General features: G+C 52.5%; 1 pseudogene. It reads right to left on the bottom strand.

The annotated features are described in order from the left end of the window. Positions 1-143 precede the first annotated feature (143 nt). Positions 144-526: pseudogene (locus HMPREF2806_RS13865) on the bottom strand (transposase); the annotation flags it as partial.

The raw sequence follows: 526 nt of genomic DNA, 5'->3' as shown, positions 1-526 counted from the left end.
TGTTATGTCCATGGACTTTTTGGACACGGAGTCCAGTAACTTTTTGGGCTAGGAGTCCAATGACTTTTTGGACGTGGAGTCTCCCTGCTTTTTGGGCAGGGAGTCTTTGGTGTTTTTGGACAGTCTCTAGCTCGTCTTACCGGTTATGGTTTCTTTCGTCTCGACGGGCGCGGACGCGACAGGATTGGTTTGATCTCTGGTGGCCGGCGGTGCCACATTCCTTCGACATGCCCGATGTTGATCTGTCCGCCGGCTGGACGCTCAAGTAGCTTGATGGGCAGTGGGAATGAAAACAGTGCTTCACCATCATGATCAGTGAAGAACTCAGCGGTGTCATCGGTAACGTGGCTGTATATGAGCCGGTTTTTAAACCGGAGTCCTACATAGAATCCATAGCCCAGGATGCGCACCACTCCGCTTTTGTTGATCCACAGTGTGTCGGGGATACCCCAGGCGTTGCTTGACTGGGCGGATAGACCGTCTACGGTGGGACTGACGGTAGGAGATGATTCTTGCTGGATTGGTT

This window comes from Corynebacterium sp. HMSC076G08, from assembly GCF_001811515.1.
Classification (GTDB): Bacteria; Actinomycetota; Actinomycetes; order Mycobacteriales; family Mycobacteriaceae; genus Corynebacterium; species Corynebacterium hiratae.
Note: the sequence above shows the minus strand (reverse complement) of the source record. Positions and strands in the feature narration are given on the sequence as shown.